We start from the raw sequence: 24728 nt of genomic DNA, 5'->3' as shown, positions 1-24728 counted from the left end.
GCCCCGGATGCACGATGTCGGCAGAGATCACCTCGGAGGCGCGGCGCTGACCGGCGGCGTCGTCGCCTGCGGCACCTTCACCGTCGGAGCGGTCGAGAACGGCTGGATGCCGAAGCGCGGGTAGAGCTCGCTCGGGAAATACACCACGCCGTCCTTCATCACCATGCGGGCGTTCTTCAGCTCGCTGAGCGAGGCGGTCGGGTCGCCGGGGACGAGTAAGAAGTCGGCCAGCTTCCCGCGCTCGATGCTGCCGAGCTGCTGGTCTTCGCCGAGGTATTCGGCCATGTCGATCGTCGCGCGGCGCAGGGCCTCGGCCGGCGTGAAGCCGACCTGCTGGAACAGCTGCAGCTCGCGATGGAAGGCGAGGCCGCCGCCGAGGTCGGTGCCCGGGATCAGGAACACGCCGCGCTGGTGCATCTCGCGAACGCCCTCGAGGATCTTCCGGTAGGCGCCGGCATAGGCCTCGCGGTCGCCGGGGGCGCTCATGTCGCTCCACGCCCGCTTGGCGTTGCGCTGGGAGCCGATCGGCAGGTTCGCGATCCATTCGGCCTGGCCGCTGGGCACCTGGCCGTCCTGGTTGAGCAGCAGGTTCTCGTGGATGGCGAGCGTGGGCTCGACGGCCACCTTCTTCGCGACGATCGCGTCCATGGTCTTGCGCACGCGCGGTGATTGCATGTCCAACGCGTCCAAACGCTTCAGCGCGGTGAGGCGGAGCAGGGTGCGGGTGTCTTCCTCCGGCGTGAGCACCCAGCCCAGCATCACCTGGTTGATGTGGGTAAGCTCGTCGTAGCCGGCTTCGATCATCGCGTCGGCATTGGTGAAGGCCGGGATGTGGCCCGAGACGCGCAGGCCGAGGCGATGCGCCTCCGCGGCGGCGGCGGCCGACCACGCCGGGTTCATGCTGTTGTACAGCTTGATCTGCGGGAAGCCGCGCGCGGCGTACCAGCGCACCGCTTCGAGCGCCTGCGCCTGGCTGCTGACGAGGTAACCGTTGTTGGAATTGAACGGGCTGCGGCCCTCGATGAAACCGGCGCGGGTGATGCGCGGGCCGGCGAGCTTGCCGCTCTCGATGCTCTGGATCAGCCGGTCGAGCACGTCGTTGTCGTTGCCCATGTCGCGCACCGAGGTGATGCCGGCGGCGAGGTTGAGCACGGTGCGGTTCTGGCCGATGTGACCATGCATCTCGTACATGCCGGGCACCAGCGTGCCGCCTTCGCCCTCGACGATGACCTCGGGGCCCGTGCCGGTGGCGTCGAGCGGCTGGATGCCGCTGATGCGGTTGCGGTAGACCACCACGCTGACCGGCTCGGAGCGCGTGCCGGTCTTCGGGTCGAACACCCGCACGTTGCGGATGCGGACGGGGTGCTCGTAGCGGTGGGCGACTTCGGCCTGCATCGCGACGAAGCGCTGTTCGCCGAGTTCGATGGCCAACTGGCGCAGGCGCTCGGCATCGGCCTCGAAGCCTTCGCGGATCACCAGGCTGCGGCCGCCGGACAGCACGGCGAACAGGTCGCCGTCGGCTTCGACCATCAGGTGCGTCGGGTCGAGGTCGAGGCCGGAGAGCGTGACGCGCTGGACGGTCTGCTTCGCGTCGCCGCTGCCGACCTCCAGCGTGTCGCCCTTCTCCAGCCGCAGTTCGCCGCCGGGGAGGGTGGCGATGCGGCCGTCGGCATCGGCCATCAGCGCGCGGGCGTAAACGCCCAGCGCCCACGGCGTGCCGCTCTGGCCGATGTACAGCGCGCCCGCCGCCGCGCTTGATTCGCCGGCGCCCACGGCGTCCTTCCACGTGGCCTTGCCATCGACGAGGCTGAAGCGCTCGTCGACCTTGCTGCCGAAGGTGGTCGCGCCGCTGATCGTCCAGTCGACCGGCAGGCCGGCGTCCGACAGGCGCAACGTCTCCTTCATCGTCGGGCCGCGGCCGTTGTCCTTGACGTCGTAGTCGACGCTGACGGTGTCACCGTCGATGGTGGCGTGCAGGTGGCCGATGGTGGCCTCCGGCGCCAGCACGACGAAGCGCTGGGTCTCGGCGGCTTCGGCGGTGCCGAGCGCGAGGGCGAGGGCAGCGAACAGCAGGGTCGATCGCATGGCGTGGTGTCCTCCCGTGGAGGCCGCACTGTACCCTTGCCGGCGATGACGCGCGCCATGCCCATTCCAACGAGCCTCCCCGTGCTGCGCGTGGGGCTCGCGCTTTTGGCGGCCGTCGCGCTGGCATGGATCGTGTTCGCCCTCGTCGTGCGGCCGTCGAGTGACCGCGACTGGGTGCCGGAGCAGGCGCGGATGCCGGTGGCCATCGTGGACGGCGAGGCGGTGCGGGTCGCGGACGTCCGCAATGCGCGCTATCGCAGCACGACGGACTTCGATCTCCGTTGGGAGGCCCGCGACTACCGGCTGGATGACGTGGAGAGCGCCTGGTTCATCGTCGAACCCTTCGCCGATTGGCGCGGGCCGGCGCACACCTTCGTGAGCTTCGGCTTCCGCGACGGCCGGCATCTCGCGATCTCCGCCGAAGTGCGCAAGGAAGTGGGCGAAACCTATTCCCCACTGGCCGGCCTGTTCCGGCAGTACGAACTGATGCTGGTGCTGGGCGACGAGCGCGACCTGATCGGCTTGCGGGCGGCGCATCGACGCGACCCGGTGCACCTTTACCGCCTGCGGGCGACGCCGACGCAGGCGCGGGCGCTGCTGGTGGCGCTGTTGGAGAAGGCCAATGCGCTCGCCGAGCGCCCGGCGTTCTACAACACGCTGTCGGCGAACTGCACCACGACCATCGTCGATGCCGTCGATGCGCTGGCCCCCGGCACGATTCCGATGAGCTGGCGGACGCGGTTGCCCGGCTACAGCGACGACCTCGCATTCGATCTCGGCCTCATCGACACCGACCTGCCGCGCGACGGCTACCGCGAGGCGCACCGCATCGACGGCCTCGCCCGCGAGGCCGAGGCCGCGGGCCTCGAGGGCAAGGCTTACTCCGCCACCATCCGGTCGCGTTGGGTGGGGTCGATGACGAGTTCGGCGAGCCGGTAGCCGCGGGCTTCGGCCCGTTGGCGGATGCGCTCGAACAGGGCGGGGTCGAGCGTGGTTTCGCGCGAGAGGATCCACATCGCGCCCTGCTTCGGCCCGCCGACGACCGCCCAGCCGTAGCCCGGGTCGAGGTCCACCACCCAGTAGTCGGCCCAGACCATCGGCACCCAGCCCAGCCAACCGGGGGCGAAGCGCACTTCCAGCGCCCCGCCGTCGCCGGCCCGACGCGCGGCACCGGTCGATTCGATCATTCCGTCTTCGGTGCGGCAGGCGTTGCGGACCTCGATGCTGCCGTCAGCGCGCGACGTGTATGTGGCCGTGGTGTCGCCAATGCACTTCCGCTGGAAGAACATCGGCAGCCGCGCCACCTCGTGCCAGCGGCCGGCGTAGCGGTCGAGGTCTAGCGACGGCACCGGAGTGTTCGGCGTGCCGTCGGGCAGGGCGGCAGGCAGGGCGTCCTCAGCAGCCTCGGCGTGCGCGGCGAAGGACAGGCCCAGGGCGAGGATCGCGACCGGGAAAACAGGGCGTCGGAGCATCGGGCGCGGCCTTGGCACGGAGGTTCGAGCCTGCGCTTGCGTGCGTTCAAATGCCGTGCAGGCGTGGCCGGTGATTGAGCCGGGGCGGGGGCTTCGGGCATCGTTCACCCATGGACATGCCCACCGCTCTCGGCCTCGGCGCCGCCTTTCTCACCAGCGTTGCCTTCGTGCCCCAGGTGGTGCGGAACTTCCGCCGCAAACACGTCGACGACCTGTCGTTCTCGACCTTCGGCACCTTCACGCTCGGCGTGCTGCTGTGGCTGGTGTACGGCCTGATGATCGACAGCCTGCCGATCATCCTCGCCAACGTCTTCACGCTGGGGGTGAACGGCCTGAACCTGTGGCAGATGTGGGCCTACCGCAAGCCGGCCCCTCCCGCGGCTTGACGCGACAGCGACAGCGCGCACGACGAAAGTCACCCGCAGGCGGTACGCTCCGCAGCCTGAGTCCCTTGGAGGAGCCTTCGATGCGCATCACCCGCCTTGCCCTTGCCGCTGCCCTGCTCGCGGCGCTGCCCGCCGCCGCCTTTGCCGAAGAGGCTGCCGAGGGAACGCTGCAGCTCACCGACAAGCAGACCTTCCTGTTGCCGATCGACGAGCCGGGCAACCGCCTGCCGGAGTACCCGGCCGAGGTCCTGTCTCAACAGCAGGTGCCGTCGCGCGCCATCTGCATGCGCGTCGACATTGACGAGGAAGGCGCGGTCAGCTACACCGGCCCGCTGGTCCGCGAGCCGGAGTGCCCGGCGGTGACGGAGCTGAGCAAGCAGTTCGTCGACGTCTCGGTGGCGGCGCTGTCGACCTGGCGCTTCGAGCCGGCCGTCGTCTGCACTTTCCGCAGCAAGAGCGCGAAGGAAGCTGCCGGCATGAGCTGCCAGGGCGGTCGCGAACAGCCGCAGGCCACCAGCCTCACGTTCCGGCTGCTGTTCAACCAGGTCGACGGCAAGGGCGTGGTCCTCCTGCAGCGTGGCTGAGAAGGCCGGCACGCCTTTCATCCTGCAGGGTTGGCGGACGCGGGAACTGCGATTCGCGGAGGGCACCGCGCAGAGCCGGATGTCGCGGTGGGCCCCTGATCGCCTCGTCGTCGACTACACGCGAACCATGCTCGGCGCGCTGGCCTTGGTGCCGGCGCCCGGGCGAATCGCCATGGTCGGTCTGGGGGGCGGTTCGCAGGCGAAGTTCCTGCACCGCCACCTTCCGGCCGCGACGCTCGAGGCCATCGAGATCAACCCGGCGGTCATCGCCCTGCGTCGCCGTTTCCGCATCCCCGACGATGACGCCCGCTTCCGCGTGGTGGAAGCTGACGCCGCCGAATGGCTGAAGACCCAGCCGGCGTCGATCGACCTGCTGCTCGTCGACGGCTACGACACCAGCGGCATCCCGGCCGCGCTGTCGACCCAGCGCTTCTACAACGACTGCCGCGCCGCCCTCCGGCCCGGCGGCGTGGCTGCGTTCAACCTTTACGACACCGCGCACGCCGAGCACCGGCACCGGCTGCAGGTCGCGTTCGGCGCCGCGAACGTGGCGGTGGTCGAGGAAGCGCGGCAGAGCAACCGCGTGGCCTTCGCTTGGGTGGGCCCCCTGGCGGCGGCCGACGGGGCGCCCGCACTGTCGCGGGCGGGGCAGCGTGAATTGCGGGAGGCGCTGGTCGCGGTGCGGGCAGCGGTTCAAGGGCGCTAAACTGCGCGCCCGCCGCCAGGTTCCCCGGCCGCGGGCCGAATCGAGGAACCGCAGTGAACACGCCCCTGGTGCACCAGCCCGAAACCCCGAAGCCCGAAGCCCTGCGGCTGGAACAGAAGCGCGCCGGTGCGAAGACCTTCTTCGAGTTCGGCGAGGAGTCGCTGCGCTACGGCTTGGATGACGGCAGCGCTTCGCGCACCTGGACCATCGAGTACGCCGAGCTCGCCGTGGAGCGCGAGCGCTTCGTCGAGCGCAACACCTGGTGGCGCAACGTCGGGGCGATCTGGGTCGTTCTCGGCCTCGTGTTCACCGCGTTGGACTGGACGGACACGAAGGTCTTCGGCCTGTCGATCTGGCTGCCGATCGGTGCGGCTTGCCTGGTCTGGTACGCGATGCGCATTCGCCGCTTCGTCGTCGTGGCGTCGCCGCGCGCGAACGTGCTGGTGATCGACGACACCTCGGCGGCCGCCATCCTCGCCGAGATCGACCGCCGTCGCGCGGCCCAGCTGCGCGACCGCTTCGACTACCTCAGCCCGGACGAAAGCCCGGAGCAACAGCGCCATCGCGTGCTCTGGCTGCAGCGGCAGGGCTCGCTCGACGACCACGAGGTGTCGGCGCGCCTGCTGCAGATCGACCTGATGGCGCAGAGCCCCTCAGCGGATCCGCGGCAGGGCGAGCGCGACGAGTAGGGCCCCGCCGCAGGCGACGAAGGCGAGGTAGTGGGTGTTGAAATCGCGGAGCGCGAAGGCCACGAGGCCGTAAGCCGCCCACGCGAGACCTAGGGGCAGCAGGGTCGCGACGTGCAGCGGCTGGTCGCGCCAAGCCCGCCAAGCCTGCGCGCCGACGATGGCGCCACTGGCCAGCATCATCACCGTGCCGAACGCCCAGGCGCTGCCGATGGCGCCGATGAGGTACGGGTCCGCTCCCAGCGCCACCAACCCCTCGCGGAAGTGCGGCCACGCCCCGAGGGCATGGGGCAGGCTGCACAGCGCCATGCCGAGCGCGGCGAGGGCGAGGACGAGCGGAGCGGCGCGGCGGCGTGGCGGCATGGACGTCAGGGTTCAGGGCAGGCCGGCAGCATAAGCGCGAGGATCGGTGTTCAATAGCCGTGCTGCGGTGTCGCAGCCTTCCCCCGGAGTGCCGACATGATCAGGACAATCCCCTCTTTCACACGCGTTGTCGTGGCGATGGTCCTGGCCATCGTTTCCGTTCCATCGATGGCGACCGTGTCCGGTGCCCGCCCCGCGGCCGCGGCGATCGCTCCGGGCCTCGCGCGCTACACCCACCAGATCAGCCTCCCGGCGAATGCGCTTTCGCGCAGCCCGGAGTCGGCATTCGCCATGCATGCGCGCGGGCTCGACTGGCTGGGGGCCAACGGCACGGTCACGTTCACCCTGCGCAAGCCGAAGGACTACGCCGGTGGGCGGGTTCGCGTGACGTACGCCTACCAGGTCGTGTCAGACGAGAGCGGCACCCTGGGCTTCAACGTGACGCCGATGACCTTCAACAGCGGCAACAGCTTCGAGACCCACGGCGCCCGCGCCACGGGCACGCGAGTGGCGCCGGAGAACACCAGCACCCTGTTGACGTCGTCGGTGACGATCCTTCCGGGCAACGGCTGGAGCGACGGAGCGTGGTGGTACATCGAAGCGCAGCGTCTCGGCGGCGAGCAGGGCGGGTTTCCCGGTCGGCTGCGGCTGATGTCGGTCTCGGTCGAGTACTGAGGCGCCGATGGTTGCGTCGCCGGACATCGTCCACCGGGATGCCGAAGGTCGCTTCGACGCCCGGCTCGAGGGGCATCGCGGCGAGCTCCGCTATGTGCGTCGCGAGGTCGAGGGCCGGTCGGTGATGGTGATTCCCTCGGTGGTCGTCGATCGCGCCATCGAGGGGCGCGGCGTGGCCGGTGTACTCACGCGGGCGGCCCTCGAGTGGGCCGGGGCGGAAGGTCTGCACGTCGAGCCGGTTTGCCCCTACGTCGACGCGTGGATGCGCCGCCATCCCGAGTTCAACGGACTGCGGGCATGAGCGAGGCCGCGCCCTTCGTCGTGCCTTGCCGCGACCTGCCGCTGTCCGCGCCGCTGCGTTGGCTGGCCGCGGGCTGGCGCGATCTCCTTCGCGCCCCGGTACTCACGTCGGTCTTCGGCGCCATCGTCGTCGTGGTCAGCCTGGCCGTGGCGGCGATGGCCTGGCAGCTCGGACGCTTCGCGCTCTTGGCGGCACTGCTGTCGGGCTTCGTGTTCGTGGCGCCGCTCATCGGGGTCGGGCTCTACGCGGTCAGCCGGGCCCTCGAGCGCGGCGAGCTGCCGCGACTCAGGGACTGCCTCGCGCTGATGCGTCGAGTGGTCGGGCAGGCCGGCGTGTTCGCCTTGGTGCAGATGGTGATCCTGCTGCTGTGGTCGCGCGCCGGCATGCTGGTGAACGCCTTCGTGCCGATCGAGGATGGCAGCCTTGTCTCGCTGTTGGAGTTCCTCGCCCTCGGCTCGCTGTTCGGCTCGGTGTTCGCGGTGGCCACGTTCGCCATCGCGGCGTTCTCGCTGCCGATGATCGCCGACCGCGACGTGGACATGGTCACGGCCGGCATCTCCAGTGTGAATGCCGTCCTGCGGAACAAGGGCGCCGCGCTGGTCTGGGCGGCGCTGATCGCAATGCTCACCGCCGTGGGATTGGCCACGGCTTTCGTCGGTCTGGGGATCGTGATGCCGTGGCTGGCCTACGCGGCTTGGCACGGTTACCGCGAGGCGCTGGACGCCTCCGGCTGGCCGTCGCTGGACGCCGACGGCGCCGAGCCCGGCAGCACGCGGTCGAGCGCGTAGATCATTGCGATCGTGCTGGCGAGGGTGATCGCCATCAGGTGGATGTAGTGCAGGCCGAAGGGCTGCCAAGCGAAGGTGAACACCGCATACAGCCCCACGCCGAACAGCAGGCCCGCGCGCAGCGCGATCGACAGCACCCGGCGTCCCACCACGGCCACGAGGAAAGCGGCCAGCACGGGCATCGAGTACAGCCCGTTCATCTTCTGCATCGTCGCGACGATGCTCTCGGCGTTCTGGTAAAGCGGCACCAGGGCGACGCCACCAATCGCGAACGCCGCGGCCACGCGCTGGCCGACGCGCTTCAGGTCGGCCTGCGGGTTCACGTACTTCACGTGCAGGTCCATCGCATAGAGCGCCGCGGCCGAGTTCAGGCAGGAATTGAAGCTCGACAGCACGGCGCCGAAGATCATCGCGGCGAAGGCGCCGGCCAGCCACGGCGGCAGCACGTCGGCGACGAGGCGCCCGTAGGTCACGTCACCGACATCGCCATACAGCTTGTAGGCGAGGACGCCCGGCACGACGACGATCAGGGGCATCAGCAGCTTGATCGCCGCAGCGGCGTAGATGCCTTTTTGCGCCTCGCGCATGGTGGGCGCGGCCAGCGCGCGCTGCGCGATCACCATGTTCGTGCCCCAGTAGAACAGGTGGATGAACACCATGCCGGTGAGGAGGGTCGTCCACGGGATGTCGGATTCCGGCCCGCCGATGAGGGTGAGGCGCTCCGCGGGGATGCCCGAGAGGTCGAAGTCGATGGCCTTGAAGGCGAAGAAGGTCACCAGCAGGCCCATCACGCCCAGCATCACGCCGTTGTAGGTGTCGGAGATGGCGATGGCGCGCAGGCCGCCGAAGGCCGCGTAGGCCAGACCCGCCAGCGCGTAGACGATGGCGATGGCGAGGATCGACGCCTCGAGCGCGAACATCGATTTCAGGAACACTGCACCGGTGTACAGCACGACGGGCAGCAGGATGAAGAGATAGCCCAGCAGGAACAGGATCGACACCGCCGTGCGGATGCTGGCGTCGCCGAGGCGCTTCTCGAGCAGCTCCGTGGTCGTCCTGCAGCCGTGCCGGTAGTACATCGGCACCAGCACGTGGGCGAGGATGACCAGGCCCACCGCCGCGCCGATCTCCCACCAGGCCGTCAGCATCACCTGCGTGCCGTTCATGCCGACGATCTGCTCGGCGCTGATGTTGGTGAGCAGCAGCGAGCCGGCGATGAAGGGCCAGGTGAGCGTGCCGCCGGCGAGGAAGACCTCCTTCGACGCGTCGGCCGACGGCACTTCCTGACGGCAGCGCCACCAGGTGAGCAGCGCGATCGCGGCCGTCAGGCCGATGAAGATTCCCCACTGGATGGCGCCGGCGCCCATTCGTTTCCCCCGAACCGAAGTCCGGGAACGCTAGCCCGCCACGCCGGGAAAACCCAGCGGTGCATACGTATTCACGCCCCGATCCGCGTGGGGCGAGTCGCGTCAGTCGGCGAGCATCGGTCCCAGCGCGGTCCAGACGTGATCGGCCAGAACCGGCTGCGCCTCGGCGGTCGGATGCAGGCGATCGCCCTGGAACGCCGCTTCATCAAAGGCGATCGGCTCGAGCAGGAAGGGCAGGTGGGCCACGCCCTCCGCCTGCGCGATCTCGCCGAACATCGCGAAGAAGCCTTCGGTGTAGTCCGGGCCGTAGTTCGGTGGCAGGCGCATGCCCACCACCAGCACTTCGGCGCCGGCGGCCTTCGAGGCCTTGACCATGCGTTCCAGGTTCGCGCGTGATTCCTCGAGCGGCAGCCCGCGCAGCCCGTCATTGGCGCCGAGTTCGATCACCACGAGGGCGGGCCGATGTTCGGCGAGGGCGGCGTCGATGCGCGACGCCCCCCCGGCGGTCGTCTCGCCGCTGATCGAGGCGTTCACCATGCGGAAGCCCGGCGCCTCGGTGCGCAACCGCGTGTCGAGCAGCGCTACCCAGCCCTGTTCCGCCGCGAGGTTGTAGGCGGCGGAGAGCGAATCGCCCATGACCAGCACGGTGCGCGCCTCCGTCGGGGCGACCTGGCCTTGCGTGCTGCCGGCCGCAGGCGCGGGTGCTGCGGCCAACGCGGCGGCGGCCGGCGGGGCCGTCTGGGGCATTCCGCCGTCGTCGGTCTGCCCGCAGGCGGCGAGCCCTGCCGAAAGGCCCATGCCAAGCACCATTGCGCGCAGCACCATGACGCCCTGTAGAGCCTGTTGCACGCACAGTGCGCCCTGAACTTTGCTGGATGAACGCATTCCGATGACCGCCCTTCTCAATCCTGACCTGACCGCGTCGACGACGCCGCTGTTGCACGTGGAGGGTTTGGGCAAGCAGGTCGCCCTGCCTTCGGGCCCGCTCACCATTCTCGCCGATGTCGGTTTTAGCATCGCGGCGGGTGAAGCGTTCGCCATCGTTGGGGCCTCCGGTTCAGGCAAGAGCACCCTGCTGTCGCTGCTGGCCGGCCTCGATGTCGCCAGCACCGGCCGGGTTCGCCTCGGTGGCGCCGACCTTGGCGCGCTCGACGAGGACGGCCGCGCCGCGCTGCGTGCCGAGAAAGTCGGTTTCGTTTTCCAGAACTTCCAGCTGCTACCGGCACTGACGGCGCTGGAGAACGTGATGCTGCCGCTGGAACTGCGCGGCGATCGCGACGCCGAAGCCCCGGCCCGCAAGGTGCTGGAGCAGGTGGGCCTGGCCGAGCGCATGACCCACTACCCGCGCCAGCTCTCCGGCGGCGAGCAGCAGCGCGTGGCCATCGCCCGCGCCTTCGTCACCCGGCCGGCCCTGCTGTTCGCTGACGAACCCACGGGCAACCTCGACACCACCACCGGGCAGCAGATCATCGAACTGCTGTTCCGTCTGAATGCCGAAGCCGGCACCACCCTCGTGCTGGTGACGCACGACGAGCGCCTCGCCGCGCGTTGCGGTCGCCAACTCAGGCTCGCCGGCGGCCGGGTGCAGGCGTGAGCACCGCCACGGCACGCGGAGGGAGTCCCTGGCGCCTCGCGTGGCGCCAGGCCCTTCGCGATCTCGCGGCCGGCGAGGTGCGCCTGTTGATCGCGGCCCTCGCGCTCGCGGTCGCCTCCGTCACCACCATCAGCTTCCTCACCGACCGTGCCGAGCGTGCGTTGGCCCTCGAGGCCAATCGCCTGCTGGGTGGCGATGCCGTGCTGCGTGCTGATGCGCCACTGGCGCCCGAACTGCGCGCGCTGGCCGATCGTCCGGGCCTGAAGGCCGTCGACACCGTCGAGTTCCCGAGCATGTTGCGCGTGGCCGATCGTTTCCGACTCGGCGAACTGCGCGCGGTGGGCCGCGAATTCCCGCTGCGCGGCAGCTTCGTCATCAGCGACGAGGCCGGCCGCCGCGAGCCGGCCGAAGGCCCGCCGGCTGGCGTCGTTTGGATGACCCGCGCCGGGGCGAACACCCTCGGTGCGACGCTCGGCGACCCCATCACCCTCGGCGAGTCGACGTTGCGGCTCGCGGCGCTGATCGAGCAGGAGCCGGACGGCGCGTTGGACTACTTCAACGTCGCGCCCAAGGTCGTCATGAACCTCGACGACCTGCCGGCCACCGGCCTCGTGCAGCCCGGCAGCCGCATTGCCTACCGGCTCGTCGTGGCCGGCACGCCGGACGCCGTCGAGGCCTTCAGCGCCGAGGCGCGCGATGCGCTCGGCCGCGGACAGCGACTGGAGACCGCCTCCGAAGGCCGGCCGGAAGTGCGTCGTGCGCTTGATCGCGCTGGACGCTTCCTCGGTCTCGCGACTCTCGTCTCGGTGATCCTCGCCGCGATCGCCGTGGCCATGGCCGCGCGCCGTCACAGCGCGCGCCACCTCGACGCCTGCGCGGTGATGCGCTGCCTCGGGGCCAGCCAGCGCACCATCGTGATCGTCCAGGTGGGCGCGCTGATGCTGCTGGGCCTGCTCGGCAGCACCCTCGGCGTGGCCTTGGCCTGGGCACTGTCGTTCGCGATCGGCGAGTGGCTGGGTAGCGCGCTCGGCATCGCCGTGCCCTCGGCCAGTCTCGTGCCGGTGCTCAGCGGTTACGCCGTGGGTCTCGTCGTGCTGCTGGCCTTCGCTGTGCCGCCGGTGTTGGCGCTGCGCGGTGTTCCGGCCCTGCGGGTGCTGCGCCGTGATCTCGACGTGCGCTCGCCGAGCGCTCTGGCGCTGACGGCGCTGGCCCTTGGCGGCTTCGGCGCGCTGCTCTGGTGGCAGGCGAAGTCGCCGGAACTGGCCGGCGCGATGCTCGGTGGCCTCGTCGTCACCTTCGCCATCCTCGCCGCACTCGGCTACGGGCTGGTGCGTGGTGTCGACCTGCTGCGGCCGCGCCTGCGCGGCCCTTGGCGCTACGGGCTGGCCAACATCAGCCGCCGCGCGGCCACGACGGTGGCGCAGGTGAGCGCGCTCGGGCTCGGGCTGATGGCCCTGTTGCTGCTGGTGTTCGTGCGCACCGATCTGCTTGAGCGCTGGCGCGAGGCCCTGCCGGCCGATGCGCCGAACCGCTTCATCGTCAACGTGCAGCCGGCGCAGGTCGAACCGTTGCGCGAGTTCCTCGAGAGCGAGGGCATCACGAACCCGGAGATCTTCCCGATGATCCGCGGCCGCTGGATCGAGAGGAACGGCGCGCCGATGAACGTGCAGGCCCTCCCGGAGGGCAACGGGCGAGCCCGCCGCCTCGCCGAGCGTGAATTCAACCTCAGCTCCGCTGACACGCTCGATGACAGCAACACCATCCTCGAAGGCCGATTCTGGGAGGCGTCGATGGCCGCCGATGCGCCCACCGAATTCTCGGTGGAGCAGGGTCTCGCGCAGTCGCTGGGTTGGGCGCTGGGTGACCGCGTCGTCTTCGACATCGCCGGCACGCGCCTTGAAGGCGAGGTCACGTCGATCCGCGAGGTGAAATGGGAGAGCGTGCGGCCGAACTTCTTCGTGCTGGTCTCGCCCGGCGCGATGGAAGGCCTTCAGGGCAGCGCGATCACGGCGATCCACCTGCCGCCGGGCCGCGACGGATTCACCCGCGCCTTGCTCGACCGCTTCGCGAACCTCTCGGTGATCGACGTCGACGCCATCCTCAAGCAGGTGCGCAGCACCGTCGACCAGGTGTCGACCGTGGTCGAAGCCGTGTTCCTCGTCGCCTTGCTGGCCGGTGCACTGGTGCTGCTCGCTGCCGTTGGCGCCAGCCAGGACGAGCGCCTGCGCGAGGGCGCGGTGATGCGCGTGCTGGGCGGCAGTCGCCGCCAGTTGCGTCTGGCACAAGCCGGCGAGTTCGCCGCGTTGGGCCTGATTTCCGGGCTCGTCGCCGCCATCGCCTCAACGGTGCTTGCCGGGGTCATTGCGCTGCAGGTGCTGGATTTGCCGTGGACGCCGGACCCGCGCCTTGCCGCCACCGGTGCGCTGGTCGGCGTCGTTGTGGCGTTGCTGGCCGGCCTGTGGGCCACGCGGCGCATCCTCGATGCGCCGCCCTCGGTGACTCTGCGCGAACTGTGAACCGGCGCGGCGCTCGCCGCGCCGCAGCCCTTGGGGCCTAGAGCCAGATTGCCAGCGCGAAGATGCCCAGCATGGTGAAGGCGACCGCGAGCTTCAGAGCGGCGCCGATGGCCATCGCCAGCCACGTCACGAGACCGATCTTCGCGGCTTCGCCCACATTGGCGCGGTCGTAGGCCTGCCGGTGGATCAGTTCGCCGGCCACCGCGCCGACGAAGGGGCCGATCAGCAGGCCGGGGATCGCGAAGGGTAGGCCGGCGATCGTGCCGAGGGCCGCGCCGATCGCCGCCTTGTTGGAAGCGCCGACCTTTTTGACGCCGAGCGTCGAAGCAAGGAAGTCGATGCCCAGCGCGAACAGCGACATCAGGCCCAGCACCAGCAGCACCCAGCCGCCGATGATCTGGAAGTCACCGACCCACGCGGCGAGCAGCATGCCGCCGAAGATCAGCGGCATGCCGGGCAGTGCCGGCAGGAAGGTGCCCAGCAGCCCGATCACGATCAACGCGCCCGCAAGCACGTACAGCCACACCGTCATGTCCATCGTCGTCCTTATCCGGCGGTCGCGCCGCGTGCCCAGAGGACGTTGAGGCTACCCAAGGCCGAGCGGTACTGCGAGACCGGCACGATTTCCACGATCGCGGTCTCCGGCACGCGGCTGTCCCGCACCTGCGGGTAGGCCAAGGGCGCGCCGTCCTTGCCGATCACGGAGCGAAGCTGCGGGTGGGCGCCCTCGGCGGTGCGTCGCACAGCCACGGCGATTTCGCCGCTGGCGAGTTTGACCATGGTCCCGGGCGGGTAGACGCCCAGTTCCTTGATGAACAGCGTCGCCAGTCGTTCGTCGATGCGCTGGCCGCGCTCGAGGAAGATGTCGCGCAGGGCGACGCGGGAGGGCTGTGCGTCCCGGTAGGCCCGCGGGCGGATCATCGCGGTATAGATATCGACGATGCCGAGGATGCGCGCCTCGATCGAAACATCCTCGCCACGCAGCCCGCGCGGGTAGCCGGTGCCGTCGACCCGTTCGTGGTGGTCGAGCACCGCATCGAGCCAGACCTCGTCGTCGACGCCGGCACGCCGCAACATCTCCACCCCATCCGACGTGTGCGTCTGGATCGACCGCCACTGTGCTTCGCTGAGCGGGACCGCCTGGTTCGCGAGCGCTTCGCTGATCCGGGCAAGGGCCACGTCATAGGTGAGAGCCGCGCACATCAGCGCCAGTCGCCTGGACTCGTCGAGGCCGCGGGGCACCGACAGCACCTGGGTCAGCAAGGCGGCATGCATCAGTCTCCGGGAGAGGCGGTGGTCGATGGCCTCGAGCTGCAGCAGGCCCATCGCCTGGTCGGGATCGTTCTCCCAGGCGTCCTGCAGGTCGCGGGCCAGCTCGACGATGCGGTTGCGCGTGTCGCGGTAAACGCCGGCCTGCAGGTCGCGGTGCAGCAGGGTGAGCTCGTCTTCGGCGTCGCGCAGACGCGCCGAAGGACGTGCCACGTAGCGCGTGCGCTGCGCGACTTCCGAGTCGCGGGTGTCGGTGCGGGCCCCCGGTCCGCCGTCCTCGACCAAGCCATGCTCGTAAAGGCGCGCCAGCATGAGGTCGCTTTCCACCGGGTGCCCCTTGACGAGCAGCGGCTGCCCCGTGCGGTCGAAGACCGTGAAGGGCAGTGCCTCGCCGACAATGATCTGGATGTCGGGCATGGGCCGGTAGCGCATCGGGTGACCTCCGTCGGCGATCCGAAAATCCAGACTGGGCAAAGGCTTGGGGGTGGGACTTCAAGCGCCAGATTAGCGCAAGGCCGGCCGCCGGTCAGAAGCGGTAACGCACTTTTGCGAGGAACTGGTCGGCGTCCCGCAGGGCCAGGGCCTCGTCCAGAAGGTCGAGGGTCGACTCACCGCTGCGCTCCTCGCGGAGGAAGCCGCCGCGCGACCAGACGAGGTACACGTCCGACTGCGGCGCGAACTCCCAGCGGTAGCGCACCTGCACGCCGAAATTGTTGATGTCGAAATCCGGCTCGGCGCCGGCGACCGGGCGCAGTCGAGCGTCCGGCCCGAGCTGGTAGCGGCGGCCCTCGCGGGCGCGGATGGCCAGCCATTCGGCCTTCACGCGGATCTCGTGCTTCGGCGCCGGGAACCAGTTCAGGCCGAGGTTGGCGGCATCGAGCCGGCGGCTGTGGCGGGCGAAACGGGTGCCGCCCTTCCAGATCAGCCAGTCCGGGCTCCACATCGGCTCGATCTCGAGCATCAGGTTCACCCGTTCATTCGGGAACCAGTAGAGCTGCAGATCGGTCTCGACGGCCAGCGCGCGGGACACGCCTTCAGGCCTCGCGCCGATATTGAAGTCCCAGCCCACTTTGCCTTCGCGACTGGGGTACCAGCCGGCGTAGGCCTCGGCGCGCGCGGAGCGCCACACCAGCCCGTTGCCACGCGAGAGCAGGTCGTCGAAGCCGTCGCTGCGCGGAATCAGGCCGACCTCGAACTGGTCGCCGTTCCGGAACGTGGTGCCGTGTTCGAGGATCAACCACGTGGGCAGTCGCACGCCGCTGTCGCTGCGGCGCGCCTGCAGTTCGGCGTACCAGCGGGTGGAGGCCAGTGCGCTGGTGCCGTCATCGATGGTGTGGTTGTACTCGCCGGTCAGCTCGAGCTCGTTGAGGCTGCCGCGCCGCATGAAGCCGAGGTCGTTGAAGTCGAGGCCCTGCCCGAAATGGGTGGCCTCCAGCTCGTAGCGCCAGGCCGAGTTCGGGTTCCAGTTCGCACGGACCCAGCCGCCCTGGCCGCTGCGTTCGCGCCCGGCCTGCTCGACCCGCGAGCCCATCACCTGGGCGTTCACCAGCAGCGACTCGCCGGCCTGCCAGCGCAGGTCGGCGGCCTGCACGTCGGCCCTGCGGTCGAGGAAGGGGCGCTCCACCTGCGTGCCGAGCCAGCCGAGGCCGAGCCGTTCGTTCGCGTCCCAGAGCAGGCGTCCCACGCGGAAGTCGCGGCCGGCGTCGCCGTCCTCGGTGGCGCCCAACACGCCGTAGCCCAAGCGCCCCCAACTGCCGTTGGCCTTCAGGGCGAGGTCGATGTCCGAGACGCCTTGGCCGTCGTCGGCCGGGCCGCCGATGCGCCGCGTGTAGACGAGCTGGCCGCTGTCCGGCGTGCGCAGGTCGAAGAAGGTCTGGTTCTCGGTGAAAAACGGCCGCTTGTCGCTGAAGAACACCTCGACGGCCTCGAAATTCACCACGAGGTCGTCGGCTTCCACCTGGCCGAAATCGGGGTTCAGCGCGGCCGAGAGCTGGAAGCTCGCGGAGGGCTTCCAGAACAGGTCGGCACCGGTTTTCCAGCGCGTGTCGCCGTCGAGCTGGTCGTGGATCACTGTCGCGTAGGGCCACACGTGCAGCAGCGAGGCCGGGTACTGCGGGATCTCGACCTTCGCGAACTCCGAGACGAAGCGGCCGCGGTAGAACGAGGTCGCCGGCCAACCCTGCCGCTCGTTGCGGCTGGCCACCACGCGATCGAGGTGCAGGCCGATCGTGCGCTCCGGCGCGTCGGCGCCGCGCATGGCTGCTGTCGTCCACGGGATCAGGATCTCGACGCTCCAGCCGCCGTCTTCGATGTGCACGGCGTGCTTCCAGTCGCCGTCGAAGTCGGGGCTGAACTGGGTCTCGTTGGTGATCGTGTTGTCCTGGATCGAGCCCGAGGCCAGCACCGCGAAGTTGTAGGCCGCGCGGCCGTCGCCGTCGAAATCGAGGTAGACGTTGACCCGATCCGCGGTGGTCATCTCGTCGCGCGCCACCTTCGGCGCGAGCAGGGGCACGTCGGCCGGCTGCTTCATGCGGAATCCGAGGGCGATGCCGGACGGCGTCGAGAGCAGGCGCACTTCGGTGGCGAGGGCCGGGTCCGGTGCGGCTTCCGTCCACGGTTCGACGATGACGAATTGATCGAAGACGCGCGCGCCGGCCCAAGCGGCCTCGTCGAGCCGGCCGTCGATGGCGAGGGGCGGCGCTTCTGCGGCGCGGGCGGTGGCGCACGTCGTGGCGAGGGCCACGGCGAGGGCGAGGGGCACGGGCAGGCGGCGCGGGGCGGCGCCCGTCGAGCGATGGGAAGCAGTCATGGACGCAAGGATGTCGTCCGTCACGTGACGCCGGCATGTGCCTTCGGCCATGCTCGGCCCATGTCCGATGCTCCGATCCCGGCCCGCGCGGCCCTGCTATGGCTCCCCGCGCTGGGCGTCCCCGCGCGCAAGTACGAACGTCTCGGGGCGGCGCTCGCGGCCCGGGGCATTGCCCTCGGCGTGCACGAGTGGCGCGGCACCGGGGCGCACCCGGCGCGTCCCTCGCGGCGCGACGACTGGGGCTACCGCGAGTTGCTGTTGGAAGACATTCCCGCGACCTGTTCGGCCTTGTCGGCGGCGCACCCGGGAGTGCCGCTGCTCTATGGCGGCCACAGTATCGGCGCGCAGTTCGCGGTGTTGGCGGCGGCCCTGCACGGCGGCGCGGAGGGCCTCGTCGCCGTCGGCAGCGGCGTGCCGCATTGGCGCTTGTTCCCGGGGCCGTTGCGCTGGTTGGTGGGTGCGTTCGGACACGTGCTGCCTCCGCTGACGCGTGCGGTCGGCAGCTACCCCGGCCATCGACTCGGATTTGCCGGTCGCGAGGCGGGACAGCTGATGCGGGATTGGGCGCAGACGGTCCGCCGCGGCCACTACGACGGCCTGCCCGGGCTGCCCGAGCGGCTTGGCGAGCGGATCGCGGCCCTCGAACTGCCCTTCCTCGGTCTACGGCTGGCGGAGGACCGGCTGGTGCCGGCGGCGTCACTCCGGGCGCTCGTCGCAGCGACGAGCACCCGTTCGGCGAGCGAAGGCGTGCTCCACGCCGAGCACCTCGGCGTGGCGGCCGATCACTTCGCGTGGATGCGTGAACCGCGGGCCGTGGCCGATGCGATCGCCGGGTGGTGGCCCGGCGGGCGAGGCGGCCTCAGCTCTTGAACTGCTGGTGGCAGGCCTTGCAGGTCGCGCTGATGGTGTTGAGGGACTTTGCTGCGGCGTCGCAGTCGGCGGGCGCCGTGGCCAAGGCGGCATCGACGGCCGCGCGGTAATCCGAGGCGTACTGGCTGAAGGCTTCGTCGTCGGGCGTCGGCAGGAACGCGGGTTCGAGGTCGTTGCCCAAGGCGACGAGCGTGCCGAGATTGGCTTCGAGATCGGGGCCGGCACAGGCCTTGGCCTTGATGCGGCCGTCGAGCTGGCCCATCTGGGCCGACATCACCGCCATGACGCCGTTCGGATAGGCCGTGCCTTTCTTCAGACTGTTGAGGGCGATGACGGTGAGCATGGCGCCCACGAACAGTCCGATGATCAGGGTCACCACGCTACGCATTGCGTTTCGCTCCATTCCGACACCGGCGGCCTGCCGGCGTCGGAACGATAGCAGGCCGTCAGCGCAGCGCCTGCAGGCGGCGGCCGTCGTAACGCACGTAGGCGCCGTTGCGAACGCCGTTGGGCAGCGCGGTCACGTTGACGGTGAGCCGGCGGCCATCGTCCATGCGGACGGTGACGTCGAAGCTTTCTTCGTTGGCGCGGTTCTCGATGGCGTTGCCGGCCAACGCGCCAGCCGCGGCGCCCGCGACGGTGGCGGTGTTGCGGCGCCCGCGGCTGCTGTCATCGGCCAGCTCGCGGCCTACGATGGCCCCGAGCACGCCGCCGATCACGGCACCGGTGCGGGTGTTCTCCCGCGCGCCGTAGACGCGGACGATGGTTTCGACCGTGCCGCAGTCATAGCAGCGCTGCGGCTCCTGGTAGGGCGCCGGCTCGTGCTGGGCATAGCGCCGTGTGGTCGGCTGGGTGCTGCAGGCCGAGAGGACGGCCGTGGCGATGAGCCCGAGGGCGAGCGCGGGGCGCGGGATGGAGCGGGGCGTCGTCATGGCGGATCTCCCGGGGGCCGTGGTGCCCGAACGCTAGTCCGTGCGAACTGAACGCAAGCCGTCGCTTCGGGTCGCATGATGACGCGGCTTACACTGTGGCGATGATGTCCCGCCCCTCAGACCTTCCGGCCGTCGCGCCCGAGCGCACCACGCCGCCCGATCCCCGTTTCGCCGGCATCGACCGCCTCTACGGCGCCGGCACCGTCGCCCGCCTCGCTGGCAAGCACGTGGCGGTCGTCGGCCTCGGCGGCGTCGGCTCCTGGGCCGCCGAAGCGCTGGTGCGCAGCGGCGTCGGCCGGCTCACGATGATCGACGCCGACGACCTCTGCGTCTCGAACACCAACCGCCAGTTGCATGCGCTGCAGGGCGAGTACGGCCGGTCGAAGGTCGAGGTGCTGGCCGAGCGCTTCCGTCGCATCAATCCCGCGCTGGACGTTCGCGCGGTCGCGGATTTCGTCACCCCGGCCAACCTCGCGGAGCGGCTGGATGGCGGCTTCGACCTCGTGCTCGATGCCTTCGACAGCTTCCGGGCCAAGGTCGAGACCATCGCCTTCTGCCGGCGCCGCAAGCAGCCGATCGTGGTGGTCGGCTCGGCTGGCGGCCGCATCGACCCGACCCTGGTCCGCGTTCGCGACCTCTCGCGCACCGAGCATGACGCGCTGCTGGCGCTCGTCCGCAAGAAGCTGCGCGGCGAATTCAACTTCCCGAAGAACAAGGACCGCTACTTCGGCGTGCCGGCGGTCTACTCGCTCGAGAACGTCCGCTACCCGCAAGCCGACGGCTCGGTGTGCGGCTTGCGGCCCTCGCTCGATCCCGATGCGGCCCTGAAGCTGGACTGCGGCACCGGCCTCGGGGCGGCGACGCACCTCACCGGCACCTTCGCCTTCGTCGCGGCCGGCAAGGCCATCGAGATGCTGTTGAAGAAGGCGGACTGAAGGGCCACGCGTTTGGCGCTCGCGAAGCGCCGTCCGGTTCAGGTGCCGAACAGCGCTTCCGCGTTGCGACGCGTCGCCTCGGCGACCACCGATTCGTCCTCGCCGCGCAGGCGGGCCACCTCGCGAAGCACGTCGACGAGGAAGGCGGGCTCATTGCGCTGGCCACGCCTCCCGGCGTCGGGCTGGTCGGGGCTGTCGGTTTCGAGCAGCAGGTGCTCGATCGGCATGATCGCCACCGTGCGCCGCAAACGCTGCGCGCGTTCGAAGGTGACCGGACCGCCGATGCCCAGCGAGAAGCCGAGTCGGTAGAGCTGCGCGGCCTGTTCCTCGCTGCCGGACCAGCTGTGCACGACGCCGCGCAGCCCGCCGACGCGGCGGATCGTGGCGATCACCTCGTCCACCGCGCGCCGGGCATGCAGCACCACAGGCAGGCCGAAATCGCGGGCGATCTCCAGTTGGCGGACGAAGTAGCGCCGCTGGGATTCCGGATCCAGCCCCTCGATGAAGAAATCCAGCCCGCATTCCCCAACGGCGGCGGGCTGCTCGCGTTCGATCCAGTCGGGCAGGGCGTCGAGATGCGCCGGCCGATGCTCATCCAGGTACATCGGATGCAGGCCGTAGGCGGCCTTCAGGCCCGGTCGCAGGGCGCAGGTCGCTTTCAGCGCCGGCCACGCCTGGAAGGCGACGGCGGGCACCAGTTGCTGCATGACGCCAGCCGCCTCGGCGCGGCCGATCACGGCCTCGCGGTCGGCCTCGAACTCGGGAGCGTCGAGGTGGCTGTGGCTGTCGTAGAGCTGCACTCAGCCCTCGCGGCGCACCTGGTCGCGCGGCAGGTCGATGACGTCGCGCGGCGCCGTCTGCGCCGTGGGGGCCGCTTCGGCCTGCGGCGCCTTGCGATCCTTCCAGCGGGCGAGCACCAGCGTCGCGAGGCCCAGCAGCAGCTCGTCGGCGAAGGGAATGAAGTCCGGAACGACGAGGTTGACTGCGAACAGCGTGGCCGTGATCAGGAACAGGTTGCGGAAGCGCAGGTCGCCGAGGAACTTCGTGATGGCGGGGACGAGCAAGGCGCGCATGGGGGACCTCCTTGGGCGATGGCCGGACGATACACCGGGGCTGGACACATGGATTGACAGTTTCGGCGCATGTTCAGTTTCGGCGCGGCAAGGTCTGGCCCAGCGCGCGATCGCGCTGTCCACGACGGGGAATGCCATGAACACCAAGACTCTCATCGCCATTGGCGTCGTTTTCGCGGCCGGCGCGGCTGTCGGCGCCTACAACGTCTTCGGCCCGACCTACGCCGACGTGGTCTCGGCCGAGCCCATCACCGTGAAGGAACCGATCCTCGCCAACGTGCTGGCCGCGACCCCGATCAAGGAAATGGTCACCGGCACGCGCCGGGTCTGCGAGGACCGCGTCGTCGAACGTCGGGCGCAGGAGCGCTTCGGAGACAAGGACGGCATGGTCGTGGGCGCCTTGGTGGGCGGCCTGCTCGGCAACCAGGTGGGCGGTGGCCGGGGGCGCGACGTCGCGACGGTGGCCGGCGCCGTGGCGGGCGGCTATGCCGGGCGTGAGATCGACCGCAACCACACTGGCGGCCGCCGCTACAACGAGACCGTGCAGGACTGCCGCACGGTCAGCGAGCCGCGTGAAGAGGTCGTGGGCTACGAGGTGCAGTACGCGCTGGAGGGTGAGGTGAAGAGCCTCCGCCTCGACGAGAAGCCCGGTGACACGATCCAGCTCGGCGAGCGTGACAAGGTCATCGGCTACGACGTGCGCTGGACCTATGAGGGCCAGGGCGGCACCGTCCGCACCATCGACAAGCCGGGCGAGCGCCTGCCGATCAAGGACGGCGTGATCATCGTCGCCAACCCGGCCCCGATGGCCGATTCCCAGGGCTGAGCGCACGCCGCCGTCACTCCGGGGGCGGCAGGTCCCCGGCTGGCTGGGCTACAATCCGCGGGTCCCGAAGAGGCCGGTTTTCCGGCCTCTTCCCATTCCGAGCGAGCCCCCGCCATGCCCCTGAATCCGACCGATCTGTTCGACATCCGTTCGCTGCTCACCGAGGAAGAGCGCGCCGTCCAGGACGCCGTCGCCCGCTTCACCGACGAGAAGGTGATCCCGATCATCGGCGACGCCTTCGACCAGGGCCGCTTCCCGAAGGAGCTGGTGCCCGAGATCGCGTCGATGGGCCTGCTCGGCTCGTCGTTGCCGGAGCAGTACGGCTGCGCCGGCCTCAACGCCGTCAGCTACGGCCTGATCTGCCAGGAGCTCGAGCGCGGCGATTCCGGCATCCGCAGCTTCGTCTCGGTGCAGAGCTCCCTGTGCATGTACCCGATCTACGCCTACGGCAGCGAAGAGCAGCGCCAGCGCTACCTGCCGGGCATGGCGAAGGCCGAGATCATCGGCTGCTTCGGCCTGACCGAACCGCACGGCGGCTCCGACCCGGCCAACATGAAGACCACCGCCAAGAAGGACGGCGGTGATTGGGTGATCAACGGCGCGAAGATGTGGATCACCAACGGCAACCTGGCGCACATCGCCATCGTCTGGGCGCAGACCGACGACGGCATCCAGGGCTTCATCGTGCCGACCGATACGAAGGGTTTCACCGCCCAGGAGATCCACCGGAAGATGAGCCTGCGCGCCTCGGTCACCAGCGCGCTGTTCTTCGACAACGTGCGCATCCCGGACAGCCAGCGCCTGCCGAACGTGAAGGGCCTGAAGGGCCCGCTCGGCTGCCTCACGCAGGCCCGCTACGGCATCACCTGGGGGCCGATCGGCGCCGCGCAGGCCTGCCTGACGGAAGTCGTGAACTACACCAAGGAGCGCATCCTGTTCGGCCGTCCGGTGTCGGCCAACCAGAGCGCGCAGGTCAAGATGGCCGACATGGCCCGCCGCATCACGCTGGCGCAGTTGCTCTCGCTGCAGCTCGGCCGCCTGAAGGACGCCGGCACCATGCAGCCCACGCAGGTGTCGCTGGCCAAGTGGAACAACGTCCGCATGGCGATCGACATCGCTCGCGAGGCGCGCGATCTGCTCGGCGGCTCGGGCATCACCACCGAGTACTGCCCGATCCGCCACGCGCTGAACCTCGAGTCGGTCATCACCTACGAGGGCACCGAGACGGTGCACCAGTTGGTGGTTGGACGCGAGCTGACCGGCATCAACGCGTTCTGATCCCTCGGGCCCGGCAACGGGCCCGATCGCAATCTGGGGAATGACGATGGCCGTTCTGGGCCCGACGCTGGAAACCGAGCGGCTGCTGCTGCGCGTGCCGGTGCTGGCGGATTTCGACCGCTACGCCGAGATGCTGGCCAGCGAGGACGCCGCGCGCTACATCGGCGGCACGCTGTTGCGCGCGCCGGCGTGGCGGAAATTCCTGCAGATGCCCGGTGCGTGGCTGCTGCAAGGCTTCGCGATGTTCAGCGTGGTCGAGAAGTCCAGCGGCCGCTGGCTGGGCCAGATGGGGCCGTGGCGCCCCGACGGCTGGCCCGGCAACGAGATCGGATACGCCTTCCATCCCGATGCCTGGGGGCAGGGTTTCGCCGTGGAAGCCGGCCTCGCCGCCCGCGACTGGGCCTTCGAGACGCTCGGCTGGGACGACGCCATCCACTGCATCGATCCCGGCAACGTGCCGTCGCAGAAGGTCGCCCAGCGGCTCGGCTCGCGGAAGCTCGGCCCGGGGAAACTGCCGCCGCCCTTCGAAGAGGTGCCGATCGAGATCTGGGGGCAGACCCGCGCCGAATGGATGGCGGCGAAGCGCGCGCAGGCCGGGGAGGGCGCATGAAGCTGTATGGCATGCGCGCCAGCGGCAACTGCTACAAGCCGCTGCTGGCGGCCTCGATGCTGGGCATCGAGCTCGAGTGGGTCGAGACCGACCTGTTCAAGGGCGAGACCCGCACGGCGGACTTCCTCGCTAAGAACCCGAACGGCAAGGTGCCGCTGCTCGAGCTTGACGACGGCCGCGTACTGCCCGAGTCGAACGCCATCCTCTGCTACCTCGCGGAAGGCTCGCCGCTGCTGCCGCAGGGCCGCTTCGAGCGGGCCGAGGTGCTGCAATGGCTGTTCTTCGAGCAGTACAGCCACGAGCCCTATGTCGCCGTGGCCCGCTTCATCGCGAAGTTCCTGCCCGCCGACCATCCGCGCCGCGCCGACCTCCCGCGCCTGCGCGAGAAATCGCGCGATGCCCTCGGGGTGATGGAAATGGCGCTGTCGAAACGGCCCTACCTCGCGAGCACCGGTTTCGGCATGGCGCTGTTCGCGTTGATTGTGGTTGATTCGGTCACGCCATGGCCAACCTGAGCAATGATGCGGCTCCTGCGCCGGTTTGGGCGTTCCGCTCCAAGGCGCGGAACCAGCCCAGATAGTTCGGCAGATAGGACGTCGCCAC

At 69.9% G+C, this 24728-nt stretch carries 27 protein-coding genes and 1 pseudogene; 16 read left to right on the top strand and 12 right to left on the bottom strand.

The window, feature by feature from the left end; translation table 11 throughout:
• Window positions 1-27 precede the first annotated feature (27 nt).
• Window positions 28-2085 (bottom strand): amidohydrolase family protein, encoded by a 2058-nt coding sequence (locus O9255_RS08570; protein ID WP_297866438.1) that lies wholly within the window; start codon window positions 2083-2085, stop codon window positions 28-30.
• A 57-nt stretch (window positions 2086-2142) separates the two neighbouring features.
• Here O9255_RS08570 and O9255_RS08565 point away from each other — a divergent pair, with 57 nt between their 5' ends.
• Complete coding sequence (locus O9255_RS08565) at window positions 2143-3024, top strand: DUF4105 domain-containing protein (protein ID WP_297866437.1); 882 nt, start codon at window positions 2143-2145, stop codon at window positions 3022-3024.
• Here O9255_RS08565 and O9255_RS08560 read toward each other — a convergent pair.
• A complete protein-coding gene (locus tag O9255_RS08560) occupies window positions 2964-3557 on the bottom strand; it encodes a lipocalin family protein (protein WP_297866436.1) in 594 nt (197 codons plus the stop codon). The two genes, O9255_RS08565 and O9255_RS08560, sit on opposite strands and share 61 nt — an antisense overlap.
• 110 nt (window positions 3558-3667) lie before the next feature.
• Between O9255_RS08560 and O9255_RS08555 the strand changes: the two genes are divergently transcribed.
• The 4 genes from O9255_RS08555 (at window position 3668) to O9255_RS08540 (ending at window position 5922) form a co-directional block, all read left to right on the top strand.
• A complete protein-coding gene (locus tag O9255_RS08555; RefSeq protein ID WP_297866435.1) occupies window positions 3668-3943 on the top strand; it encodes a SemiSWEET transporter in 276 nt (91 codons plus the stop codon).
• Between the two features lie 80 nt (window positions 3944-4023).
• Window positions 4024-4527 (top strand): hypothetical protein, encoded by a 504-nt coding sequence (locus O9255_RS08550; protein ID WP_297866434.1) that lies wholly within the window; start codon window positions 4024-4026, stop codon window positions 4525-4527.
• Window positions 4520-5233, top strand: a complete 714-nt coding sequence (locus O9255_RS08545; protein ID WP_297866433.1) for a fused MFS/spermidine synthase — start codon at window positions 4520-4522, stop codon at window positions 5231-5233. Before O9255_RS08550 ends, O9255_RS08545 begins: the two co-directional genes overlap by 8 nt.
• A gap of 53 nt (window positions 5234-5286) precedes the next feature.
• Window positions 5287-5922, top strand: a complete 636-nt coding sequence (locus O9255_RS08540) for a hypothetical protein (protein WP_297866432.1) — start codon at window positions 5287-5289, stop codon at window positions 5920-5922.
• On the opposite strand, the gene O9255_RS08535 is transcribed toward O9255_RS08540, so the two are convergent.
• A complete protein-coding gene (locus tag O9255_RS08535; protein WP_297866431.1) occupies window positions 5887-6282 on the bottom strand; it encodes a hypothetical protein in 396 nt (131 codons plus the stop codon). The genes O9255_RS08540 and O9255_RS08535 overlap by 36 nt on opposite strands.
• Window positions 6283-6450: 168 nt before the next feature.
• Here O9255_RS08535 and O9255_RS08530 point away from each other — a divergent pair, with 168 nt between their 5' ends.
• Genes O9255_RS08530 through O9255_RS08520 form a run of 3 tightly spaced genes read left to right on the top strand, consistent with a single transcriptional unit; the run spans window position 6451 to window position 8046 of the window.
• Window positions 6451-6957 (top strand): hypothetical protein, encoded by a 507-nt coding sequence (locus O9255_RS08530; protein ID WP_297866430.1) that lies wholly within the window; start codon window positions 6451-6453, stop codon window positions 6955-6957.
• Between the two features lie 7 nt (window positions 6958-6964).
• Entirely contained in the window at window positions 6965-7258 is a 294-nt protein-coding gene (locus O9255_RS08525; RefSeq protein ID WP_297866429.1) for a GNAT family N-acetyltransferase, read from the top strand.
• Window positions 7255-8046 (top strand): DUF2189 domain-containing protein, encoded by a 792-nt coding sequence (locus O9255_RS08520; protein ID WP_297866428.1) that lies wholly within the window; start codon window positions 7255-7257, stop codon window positions 8044-8046. The genes O9255_RS08525 and O9255_RS08520 overlap by 4 nt, the downstream gene beginning before the upstream one ends.
• Here O9255_RS08520 and O9255_RS08515 read toward each other — a convergent pair.
• Together O9255_RS08515 and O9255_RS08510 are read right to left on the bottom strand one after the other, a co-directional pair.
• Window positions 7962-9413, bottom strand: coding sequence for a solute:sodium symporter family transporter (locus O9255_RS08515; RefSeq protein WP_297866427.1), 1452 nt, complete (start codon window positions 9411-9413; stop codon window positions 7962-7964). The genes O9255_RS08520 and O9255_RS08515 overlap by 85 nt on opposite strands.
• 102 nt (window positions 9414-9515) lie before the next feature.
• Complete coding sequence (locus tag O9255_RS08510; RefSeq protein WP_297866426.1) at window positions 9516-10211, bottom strand: arylesterase; 696 nt, start codon at window positions 10209-10211, stop codon at window positions 9516-9518.
• Window positions 10212-10302: 91 nt separating this feature from the next.
• Here O9255_RS08510 and O9255_RS08505 point away from each other — a divergent pair, with 91 nt between their 5' ends.
• Together O9255_RS08505 and O9255_RS08500 are read left to right on the top strand one after the other, a co-directional pair.
• Window positions 10303-11007, top strand: coding sequence for an ABC transporter ATP-binding protein (locus tag O9255_RS08505; protein WP_297866425.1), 705 nt, complete (start codon window positions 10303-10305; stop codon window positions 11005-11007).
• Window positions 11004-13523 carry an FtsX-like permease family protein gene (locus tag O9255_RS08500; RefSeq protein ID WP_297866424.1) on the top strand — a complete coding sequence of 840 codons (2520 nt, stop codon included), beginning with the start codon at window positions 11004-11006 and terminating at the stop codon, window positions 13521-13523. The genes O9255_RS08505 and O9255_RS08500 overlap by 4 nt, the downstream gene beginning before the upstream one ends.
• A gap of 37 nt (window positions 13524-13560) precedes the next feature.
• On the opposite strand, the gene O9255_RS08495 is transcribed toward O9255_RS08500, so the two are convergent.
• The 3 genes from O9255_RS08495 to O9255_RS08485 all read right to left on the bottom strand — a co-directional run bounded on the left by O9255_RS08495 (window position 13561) and on the right by O9255_RS08485 (window position 17601).
• A complete protein-coding gene (locus O9255_RS08495; RefSeq protein ID WP_297866423.1) occupies window positions 13561-14061 on the bottom strand; it encodes a DUF456 domain-containing protein in 501 nt (166 codons plus the stop codon).
• An 8-nt stretch (window positions 14062-14069) separates the two neighbouring features.
• The gene (locus O9255_RS08490; protein WP_297866422.1) at window positions 14070-15224 is read right to left on the bottom strand and encodes an HD domain-containing phosphohydrolase; all 1155 of its coding nucleotides are present in this window, start codon (window positions 15222-15224) and stop codon (window positions 14070-14072) included.
• A gap of 94 nt (window positions 15225-15318) precedes the next feature.
• Window positions 15319-17601 (bottom strand): DUF5916 domain-containing protein, encoded by a 2283-nt coding sequence (locus O9255_RS08485; RefSeq protein WP_297866421.1) that lies wholly within the window; start codon window positions 17599-17601, stop codon window positions 15319-15321.
• Window positions 17602-17661: 60 nt separating this feature from the next.
• Here O9255_RS08485 and O9255_RS08480 point away from each other — a divergent pair, with 60 nt between their 5' ends.
• Window positions 17662-18471, top strand: a complete 810-nt coding sequence (locus O9255_RS08480) for an alpha/beta hydrolase (protein ID WP_297866420.1) — start codon at window positions 17662-17664, stop codon at window positions 18469-18471.
• Here O9255_RS08480 and O9255_RS08475 read toward each other — a convergent pair.
• On the bottom strand, window positions 18461-18847 hold the full coding sequence (locus O9255_RS08475) for a hypothetical protein (protein WP_297866419.1): 387 nt from the start codon (window positions 18845-18847) through the stop codon (window positions 18461-18463). The two genes, O9255_RS08480 and O9255_RS08475, sit on opposite strands and share 11 nt — an antisense overlap.
• A gap of 70 nt (window positions 18848-18917) precedes the next feature.
• On the bottom strand, window positions 18918-19403 hold the full coding sequence (locus O9255_RS08470) for a glycine zipper 2TM domain-containing protein (protein WP_297866418.1): 486 nt from the start codon (window positions 19401-19403) through the stop codon (window positions 18918-18920).
• 104 nt (window positions 19404-19507) lie between these two features.
• Between O9255_RS08470 and O9255_RS08465 the strand changes: the two genes are divergently transcribed.
• Window positions 19508-20338 carry a tRNA threonylcarbamoyladenosine dehydratase gene (locus O9255_RS08465; RefSeq protein ID WP_297866473.1) on the top strand — a complete coding sequence of 277 codons (831 nt, stop codon included), beginning with the start codon at window positions 19508-19510 and terminating at the stop codon, window positions 20336-20338.
• A gap of 38 nt (window positions 20339-20376) precedes the next feature.
• Here the strand turns inward: O9255_RS08465 and O9255_RS08460 are convergent, their stop codons facing one another.
• Window positions 20377-21138 (bottom strand): TatD family hydrolase, encoded by a 762-nt coding sequence (locus O9255_RS08460; RefSeq protein WP_297866417.1) that lies wholly within the window; start codon window positions 21136-21138, stop codon window positions 20377-20379.
• Window positions 21139-21411 (bottom strand): DUF6116 family protein, encoded by a 273-nt coding sequence (locus tag O9255_RS08455; protein WP_297866416.1) that lies wholly within the window; start codon window positions 21409-21411, stop codon window positions 21139-21141.
• Window positions 21412-21547: 136 nt separating this feature from the next.
• On the opposite strand from O9255_RS08455, the gene O9255_RS08450 reads away from it, so the two are divergent.
• The 4 genes and pseudogenes from O9255_RS08450 to O9255_RS08435 all read left to right on the top strand — a co-directional run.
• Window positions 21548-22237, top strand: coding sequence for a glycine zipper 2TM domain-containing protein (locus O9255_RS08450; protein WP_297866415.1), 690 nt, complete (start codon window positions 21548-21550; stop codon window positions 22235-22237).
• A gap of 114 nt (window positions 22238-22351) precedes the next feature.
• Window positions 22352-23515: an acyl-CoA dehydrogenase family protein gene (locus tag O9255_RS08445; RefSeq protein ID WP_297866414.1), complete on the top strand. Its 1164-nt coding sequence runs from the start codon at window positions 22352-22354 to the stop codon at window positions 23513-23515.
• A gap of 46 nt (window positions 23516-23561) precedes the next feature.
• Window positions 23562-24125, top strand: a complete 564-nt coding sequence (locus O9255_RS08440) for a GNAT family N-acetyltransferase (protein ID WP_297866413.1) — start codon at window positions 23562-23564, stop codon at window positions 24123-24125.
• Window positions 24122-24541: pseudogene (locus O9255_RS08435) on the top strand (glutathione S-transferase); the annotation flags it as partial. The gene O9255_RS08440 and the pseudogene O9255_RS08435, both read left to right, overlap by 4 nt.
• Between the last annotated feature and the right edge of the window lie 187 nt (window positions 24542-24728).

It is taken from the genome of Silanimonas sp., assembly GCF_027530345.1.
Lineage (GTDB): Bacteria > Pseudomonadota > Gammaproteobacteria > Xanthomonadales > Xanthomonadaceae > Silanimonas.
Note: the sequence above shows the minus strand (reverse complement) of the source record. Positions and strands in the feature narration are given on the sequence as shown.